This window comes from Corallococcus carmarthensis, from assembly GCF_003611695.1.
GTDB lineage: Bacteria > Myxococcota > Myxococcia > Myxococcales > Myxococcaceae > Corallococcus > Corallococcus carmarthensis.
On sequence record NZ_RAWE01000324.1, the window covers coordinates 1 to 7,438 of the forward strand.

General features: G+C 66.7%; 11 protein-coding genes. 4 read left to right on the forward strand and 7 right to left on the reverse strand.

The genetic code is table 11. The features are described from left to right. Together D7X32_RS41810 and D7X32_RS41815 are read left to right on the forward strand one after the other, a co-directional pair. Nucleotides 1-379, forward strand: a 379-nt coding sequence (locus D7X32_RS41810) for a hypothetical protein (RefSeq protein WP_208752724.1), incomplete at its 5' end; no start/stop codon positions are given. 82 nt (nt 380-461) lie between these two features. Further along, the gene (locus tag D7X32_RS41815) at nt 462-1,100 is read left to right on the forward strand and encodes a glutathione S-transferase family protein (RefSeq protein ID WP_120608090.1); all 639 of its coding nucleotides are present in this window, start codon (nt 462-464) and stop codon (nt 1,098-1,100) included. 32 nt (nt 1,101-1,132) lie between these two features. Here D7X32_RS41815 and D7X32_RS41820 read toward each other — a convergent pair whose 3' ends face one another. The 3 genes from D7X32_RS41820 to D7X32_RS41830 all read right to left on the reverse strand — a co-directional run bounded on the left by D7X32_RS41820 (nt 1,133) and on the right by D7X32_RS41830 (nt 2,893). Continuing rightward, nucleotides 1,133-1,537 carry a spore germination protein GerW family protein gene (locus tag D7X32_RS41820; RefSeq protein ID WP_120608091.1) on the reverse strand — a complete coding sequence of 135 codons (405 nt, stop codon included), beginning with the start codon at nt 1,535-1,537 and terminating at the stop codon, nt 1,133-1,135. Between the two features lie 151 nt (nt 1,538-1,688). Continuing rightward, nucleotides 1,689-2,444: a DNA alkylation repair protein gene (locus D7X32_RS41825; protein WP_120608092.1), complete on the reverse strand. Its 756-nt coding sequence runs from the start codon at nt 2,442-2,444 to the stop codon at nt 1,689-1,691. 188 nt (nt 2,445-2,632) lie between these two features. Next, a complete protein-coding gene (locus D7X32_RS41830; protein ID WP_244239474.1) occupies nt 2,633-2,893 on the reverse strand; it encodes an ATP-binding protein in 261 nt (86 codons plus the stop codon). A 222-nt stretch (nt 2,894-3,115) separates the two neighbouring features. Between D7X32_RS41830 and D7X32_RS41835 the strand changes: the two genes are divergently transcribed. Continuing rightward, nucleotides 3,116-4,117, forward strand: a complete 1,002-nt coding sequence (locus tag D7X32_RS41835) for a hypothetical protein (RefSeq protein WP_120608093.1) — start codon at nt 3,116-3,118, stop codon at nt 4,115-4,117. Nucleotides 4,118-4,226: 109 nt separating this feature from the next. Here the strand turns inward: D7X32_RS41835 and D7X32_RS47305 are convergent, their stop codons facing one another. After that, nucleotides 4,227-4,607 carry a tetratricopeptide repeat protein gene (locus D7X32_RS47305; RefSeq protein ID WP_244239475.1) on the reverse strand — a complete coding sequence of 127 codons (381 nt, stop codon included), beginning with the start codon at nt 4,605-4,607 and terminating at the stop codon, nt 4,227-4,229. Further along, nucleotides 4,544-5,440, reverse strand: a complete 897-nt coding sequence (locus D7X32_RS41840) for a serine hydrolase domain-containing protein (RefSeq protein WP_244239476.1) — start codon at nt 5,438-5,440, stop codon at nt 4,544-4,546. Before D7X32_RS41840 ends, D7X32_RS47305 begins: the two co-directional genes overlap by 64 nt. 192 nt (nt 5,441-5,632) lie before the next feature. Between D7X32_RS41840 and D7X32_RS41845 the strand changes: the two genes are divergently transcribed. Then, entirely contained in the window at nt 5,633-6,460 is an 828-nt protein-coding gene (locus tag D7X32_RS41845) for a hypothetical protein (protein WP_120608094.1), read from the forward strand. 41 nt (nt 6,461-6,501) lie between these two features. Here D7X32_RS41845 and D7X32_RS41850 read toward each other — a convergent pair whose 3' ends face one another. Then, a complete protein-coding gene (locus D7X32_RS41850; protein ID WP_208752726.1) occupies nt 6,502-6,624 on the reverse strand; it encodes a pirin family protein in 123 nt (40 codons plus the stop codon). 179 nt (nt 6,625-6,803) lie between these two features. Then, nucleotides 6,804-7,136, reverse strand: coding sequence for a hypothetical protein (locus tag D7X32_RS41855; protein WP_120608096.1), 333 nt, complete (start codon nt 7,134-7,136; stop codon nt 6,804-6,806). Between the last annotated feature and the right edge of the window lie 302 nt (nt 7,137-7,438).

Here is a 7,438-nt window from a genome sequence, read left to right on the forward strand (position 1 = left end):
AGTCGGGGGCGTGCCGGTGGGATGGGGGGTGGGGTACCAGGTCGGTGGACTGCCGTTCTTCTTCGTCGCGAGGATCCTGAACAACGACCTGCGTCGAGCGGACCCGGCGTCGCTGAGACAGCGCCTGGAGGCGGAGTACTCCATCTCCCATCTGATTCTGGCTGAGCTGGGACGGCGCGGCGAGCACCTGGCGAGGTACGAGGAGCCCATCCTCCAGTTGCTGCGGTCCGAGTCAGGGGACCCGCGGCGGCATGGGTGGGCGAGCCTCCGGTACTTCTACCCCGCTCGAGCGGAAGCGCTGGCGGACTACAAACCCGAGGCTTCGGCCGAGGAGTGCCGACGACAGGTGGAGGAGGTCCTCACCCGGTCAGCCGGTTGAGCAGGCGCCGACCGGAATCGGCGGTGAGGTGAAGCCCAACGAGACCTGCACGAACCCTCCGCGCGCGAAGTAGGGTGCGCGCATGCTCAAGGTCTATGGCTTCTCCCGAGTGAACAAGATGGCCCGCGGCAAGACCCGCGACCTGCGCGTGCTGTGGGCGCTGGAGGAGATGGGGCTGCCGTACGAGGTCGTGGGGATGGATCATCCGCAGCAAGACCTCGATACGCCCGCGTATCGCGCGCTGAATCCGTTCGGACAGATTCCGGTGATCGACGACGACGGCGTGGTCGTCACCGAGTCAGGCGCGATCCTGCTCTACCTCGCCCGCAAGAGCGGCAAGCTGATGCCGCGCGACCTGGCCGGCGAAGCGCAGGTGCTGCGCTGGTGCGTCGCGGCGCTGAACACGATCGAAGTCCCGATCCTGACCGCGTGGTTCGTCGACCTGAACGGCGGCAAGGGCACCCAGGCAAGCGATGCGCTTCACCAGTGGGGGAGCATGCGCCTGAAGCAGCTCGACGGCTGGCTCGCGGGCAGGGAGTTCGTCGCGACCGACGAGTTCACCGTCGCGGACCTCTTGATGACGCATGTGCTGGGCGCCGGCACCGACGAGAGTGTCGTCAAGGACCATCCCAACGTGCTCGCCTTCCAGCGGCGCTGCATCGCGCGCCCGGCCTGGAAGAAGGCGTTCGACGCCTACTGCGACCGCGTCGAAGCGGGCTGAGCGCGGGGCGCGGCGCTGACGAGCGGGCGGGCTCAGCGCCAGGCGTGCCGCAGCAGGCGGGCGGAACGGCGTGCGCTCAGCAGGCGGCGGAGGCCGACGAGGAGGATCGCCGTGCCCGCGAGCCACTGCGCTCCCCGGATGATGCGATTGACGTCCACGGCGGGCACCCAGGTGACGTTGCCCTCGCGGATGACGAAGGCACCCGCGGGGCTGGCCTTCAGACCGAAGCCACTGCCGGAGCCGCTGCCCTTCACGGCCTCGCCCTCCACTCCGGCCTGCTGGAGCGCCGCCGGCCCCTCGCCGCCCCCTCCGCCGCCTCCGCCGGCCACCAGGGCCGCGGGAATCACGGTGATTCCGCCCTGCTGGATGGCCTCTCCGTAGACGCGCTTCACGGTGATGCTGTCGCGGGCCCGGTCGATGACCTCATTGACGTCCATGGCGTCCCCCCAGATGGGATGTCGGTGTCCTCTCAGCGAGAGGTGGACACGGTGCGGCATGAGGACCGGATGGGCAGGCTGGCGGGCCGTGGGGCGACACGGGGAGCAGGGGCTCGGGCTTCACCGTCAGGCCGCTGCCGGCACCGCGAGCTCAGGACTTCTTGTACTCCAGCGCCAGCAGCGCCTTGCGTTGCTCCGGCTCCAGCCGCTCAATGGCATAGCGCAGGGTGTCCCGCTGCATCCCGGAGATGTTCTCCTGGATGAACCTCACCACCGCCTCCCGGTGGTGGTCCGCCGCTTCCTTCAGCAGCCACCCCACGCTCTTCTGCACGTACGGCTCTGGATCCGATAGCAATTGGCGCGCATTGCCGAGGATCACCTCGCGGGGCAGCATGTATGTGGATGAGCGGATCTCGCGGCTCACGAACTTCACGAGCGCGACGTTCGCCGCCCTCCGGCACCAGGGGGACCGGGACCCGGTCCAGTGCTGGATCCGGGTGATGGCGGGCGTCCGGGTGAGGAAGAACGGATACATCACCGTCAGACACAGGTCGTCGCACTGGGCCCAGGACCAGACGGAGTGCTCCAACCAGTACCGGAAGCGGTCGAGCAGCGATTCGTCGAACGCGCGCCGGACCGCCTTGCGGACCATGGCAAACCCCAGGAGCACCTCCTCATGGTGGGTCGCCTGGGCAAGCAGGTCCTCGGTCACCGCCAGGCAGTCCTCGGGCGACAGGCCCTTCTGTTTGACGAGCGCATCGGCGATGCGCCGCACCTCCGCGTTGCTGACCCCCAGGGCTCGGATGTCCGTGGGGAAGTAGCGGCGTGTCGCCTCGGCGACGCGGGGGGCGCTCCGCGACTTCAGGGTGCTTCGAAGTTCGTCGCTCACGGCATGGAGCGCGCGCATGGGCCAATCCTGCGAATGGAGGGCCCAGGGTTGTACAGACGTCTGGCCAACAACACCAGCGCCTGTGTCAGCGGCCGTCCTCGCGCTGCCGCCGGCGGAACTCCTCCACCTGCCTCTATCCTTCTTGTTCGTCGACGCGGGCCAGCCGCACCCGGGAGTGCTCCGCGGTGTCCTCCGAAGAGAGCGGCTCAATGCGCAGCCGGGTATGCAGGCGCGAGTAGAGGCTGCGGTTGTGCCGGCGCAACCAGTCGCGACTCCAGTTCCGGAAGCCCGACGAGGATGCGCGACAGCAGCGCACGCGAGTCCCACTGGTAGTTGAGCAGGATATGCAGGTGGTCCAGCATGTCCTGGTGCAGCAGGTGGGCCTCGTCCAGCAGGAAGACGGGGTGCAGCTTCTCGACACCCAGTTGCTCGACATGAGGCGTCCCCTCGAGGGATCGCACGGCCATGGAATGGACCAGTGACAAAGCCAATCATGTCGGCCCTGGATGACGGCCGGTGTCCGCCCTCGCAGTAAAGCATTGCAGGTGTCATTCGGGTCCCCTGTGAGTCGGCCTGGACTCGGAATGTGGCAGGTTTATTCTAGAAATCCTGTTTCGGATGGAAGAGCGGGGACGGTATTGTGAATCCGATTCCCCACTGCGGGAACCCATTCCAAGGATTGCCATCTCGTGAAAAATGAATACCAGAAGTCAGCACTGCTCTGGCTGCTCTGTCAGGCCGTTGCCCTGAGCGCTTGTGGCCCTGAGGCCGACCTTGAGGCCGTCTCGGAGCTCCGCGCCCAGGAACAGGGGACCTACGGCGCGGACCTGGGCCGCAGGGTCGGAGCGGGCATTGCTTCGATCAACACCTGCGGTCTGGCCAACGACTTCACCCCCACCTGTTCGCCCAGCTCCACCGCTCCGGAGATCGCGTACATCTGGACCGCGCCCTGGACGGCCAACTACACGTTCACCACGCAGGGCTCGAACTTCGACACCGTCCTGGAAGTCCGTCCCTACAACGACACCACTCAGTCGTTCGGGTGCAATGACGACTCGAACGGTACGGTCCAGTCCTCTGTCACCACCCATCTGACGGCCGGTCAGACGGTGTACCTCATCGTCGATGGGTACGGCGCGAGCTGCGGCGGCGCGCAGGTCAACATCTCCTCGGATGTCCACATGCTCTTCGGGGGCATGTATGGGCTGCGTGACAACGGCGTCTATGTCAATCCCTACACGGGTGCGACCTCCTGCCCCTCGGGCTACACGTCCTACCAGGTGCTGGGGTCCTACAACATGGACTACAACCTGTACTTCTGTGGGCGCTTCGCGGACGGGGCCACCGAGCCGGTCGCCGAATTCGCGGGCGCCTTTGGCTGGCACTCGGCCGGGACCTACCCCAATCCCATCACCGGCGGCAACTCCTGCCCCAGCGGATTCCTGACCACGTCGACGCTGGGTTCCTACAACATGGACTACGAAGTCCGGTACTGCCACCGTCAGCACGTGGCCGGTGCTCGGGACCGCTACCGGTTTGGTGGGATGTATGGCTTCCGGAACGGCGGAGTGTATGTGAATCCCATCACCGGCACGACGTCCTGCCCGAATGGGTTCACCGCGTCCCGCGTCCTGGGGACCTACAACAAGGACTACGAAGCCTTCTTCTGCTACCGCGACATCGGCCCGTAGTTCCTTCGTGCCGTCCGCGCTGACGCGTGGCTGGACGTCCACGCGTCAGCGGGGGACCAATGACAACCCGGTCGTGAACAAGTTCCACAGCCCGGAGTGAGCCGCCGTCTCAACACCCGCGGCAACCACAGTCTTGCCAGGGGCCGGCGATGAAGAGGGAGCTCATTTCCCGGGGGACGCCAAGCTTCCCGAGGACCTTCACTGCATTGGCATTCCCGGCATCCAGCGCGAGCGACTTCCTGTAGCTCGCGATGGCCGCTTCCTTCTGGCCCAGTTGGAGCTGTGCTTCGCCCAGGCTGTCGTAGGCATTCGCATCCGCCGGGAAGAGCCTCGCGTTCGCATCGAACACCCGCACCGCATCCGCGCCCTTGGCGTCCGCCAGCAGCCGGTAGCCGAGCTGGTTCAGCTGCCCTGGCTCCAGGCCCTTCATGCCCTCGCGATGCTTCGTGGTGTACCAGGCGAGCGCGGTGTCGACGCCTTTGAGCCGCATGAGCACATCCACCTGGGCGGACGGGGACGCGGGCTGGGGCTTGAACCCGGTCCAGGCAGACTCCGCCGCCACGCTGGCGATGAGACGGTCGAAGAGCAGGAATCCGTTGCGGAGTTGGCCATGACGACCACGCCGCTGCCCGTGTCACTGAAGGCCGTGAACGCGTCCTGGAAGCCTTCATCCGAGCCTCCGTGACGGAATTGGCCGGTGCCCGGTTCCACCTGGAAGCCCAGTCCGAACGGCTCCGACTGCTGCGTCAGCATCTGCTTCGTCATCGCCTGTGATAGCACGCGCTTGGACTTGCCTGCCTTCGCGCTGGAGATCGAGCGCGACCCGCGCGAGGTCGGACGGCGTGGTCCACGGTCCGGCCGCTGCTCGTAGGAACTGCGGGTCATGCCGAGCGGCTTCCGCACCGTCTCGCGCATGAGCTGGGGGAACGGCTTCTGGAGCTGAGCCACCATCATCAACTGGACGATGGACGTGCCGCCGCCGCTGTAGTGCGTCTTCGTGCCGGGAACGATATCGACGCGCACCGGGGCGGCGTTCGCGGGCGCCACACCCTCCAGCACCTGCACCAGCGTGGGCACGGAAGCGTCGACGGCCAGGGCCGTGACTGGCTTGCTGATGGAGCCCGCCTGGAACAGCGTCTCCAGGGTGACGGGCTCTGGACCACCGGCCTCCCTCACGCCATGGGTCCTGGCCCCGACGATGGCGTGCTTGTCGAAGACGGCGATGCTCAGCCCGGGGATCCGGTACAGCGCCATCCACTGAGGGAGCGTCAGGCGCTGGGGCTCCTCGCCTTCGATGACGACCGGGGCCAGGCCCGCCCCCACTCGCGCCGCGCGGGCCGCCTGGGCAGGGCTGGCCAGCCATTGCGTGGCGGGATTCTTCGTCTCCTCCTACGCGAGGGCCGCACCTCCCAATCCGGACAGGGCGGCCACGAGCGCGAGGCGGGACAGGGGACGACGCATGGGCTCACCGACCCCCTTTTCCTGAGGGAGCCAGGTGCCCGCTAGACTGCGCCGATGCCAGGACATGCCACCATCCAGGTCTTGTTCATCGATGCTGAGACGAACCGCCCTCTCGGCGAGGTGAAGCTCCCCGTCGAAAATCTGCCCGCGAGCTTCGAGGCCGCGACCCAGCTCGAGCTGGGAGGCAGGTCCTACGAAGTCGTCTCCGCTACGCCCAGGACGGTCGGGGAGTTCCAGGCGATGGGCACCCTGCGGCTTGCGCTGCGGGAGGTGAAGGTGACCCTGGTAGACCCTGGCTCCATTCTCTATTCGCTGCCCACCATCGAAGGGGTGCTCCCCGCCATCGCGGAGGGATCCACGAAGCAAGGCAGGCGGATGCTGGAGTTCCACGAGGACGACTGGCGGCAGGTGGAGTTCGTGGCGCTCACGCTCCAGGTCCCCATCCAGGCGGAGCTGAAGTCCATTCAGCAGATACACAGCGGGCATCGCAAGGCAGCCGGATTCGACGCGCTCCACCTCCGTGGGGGCGTGCCATCCCCCCTGGAAGGCGTGCGGCTCACGCTCGCGGACCTCCGGGGTGCGCTGGGTGAGACAGCCGCATGGCAGGACGGCCTTTCGTTCCAAGGTGTCGCGGGGCTCATCGCGGGCGGCTTCGCGGTCCAGATGTCCCCCGCGTTGTGGCTCTACGGCACCGAGCGCGAGGGGCACGTCACCGCGCTGGGCCTCCAGCAAACAGGCACCCGCGCCGATCTCGAAGGCGTTGGACGCATGCTCGCGGCACTCGCCTCCCGGTATCAGCTGGGCCTTGTCGACTGGTGCCGGGCTGCTCAGGTTCCGACCTCGCCCCAGCACGTCCACGACTGGTTGACCGGGCGAAGCTGAGCCCACGGGGCGTTGCCTCAGGCAGGCACGAGCATGGGCCGTCACGACTTCAGGAGGCCTTGCTTCCCGGTCGTCTCTGCGTAGTGGACGCTGCCTTCGTGCATCACCGTCACCGTGGCGATGCCCGAGTGCGGGTGCCACCCGAAGTCCATGGGTGTGGGCAACGGCCGCTCGCGCTAGTCGGAGCAGCGGTCGGAGACCTCGTCCTGGGGACGGGCCCTCAACCCCCATCGTGCGATGAGCCACGGTGGATGGCTTGCTTCCGTTCGGGGCCGGTGGGGTGGCTGTGGCGCAGCCTTACGGACGTACGCCGACAGCCCCTGGTCCGGGAAGGACGTCGCGCTCAGCAGAACCTTCTGACCAACGAAAGGCAGTAGCTCACTGCCTGCGAGAAGGTGCACTGACCGTTATTGACACACTGATAGGTGCCGGTGGTGGGCGACGTACACCATTGGAGGTCGACGTGGCAGTTGGCCCCAGTGGCGGTGACGCGCCCCGTCTCGTCCTCCTGGATGACAGGAGGGATGTCTTCGCCGGCCACGTCCTCGAGCGTCGCGAGATTTCCGTCGGGCAGGGTGGCGACCTCCTCCTGTTCCTCCAACCCAGGCAATTCCCCGACTCCTCCACAACCCACGAGCGCAGTGACGACCATCGACAGCAAGACATACTTTTTCACGAGGTGCTCTCCAGTGTTTGTTCGGCGCGTGTTTGTGTCTCAGTGGAGCGGCGGGTCCGCCCTTCGTAGGGAGAACCGCGCCTCCAATAAGGAGAGCCGCAAAGCCGAGAGCCGTCCCAGAAAAGAATTTCGAGGGATTTTCGTGCCGAGGTTTCTACCCGGTCAGGACGTGGACTGAGATCGCGGTGCGGATGAAGTGAGCAGGGGGAGTCCGTTGACCGGGTAAGGAGGTGTCGCCTGCCATGTCCGGGCGTATCGGCGGGAGAGAGGCCAGGCGGAGGGTGAGGGCGGGTGCAGAGGAG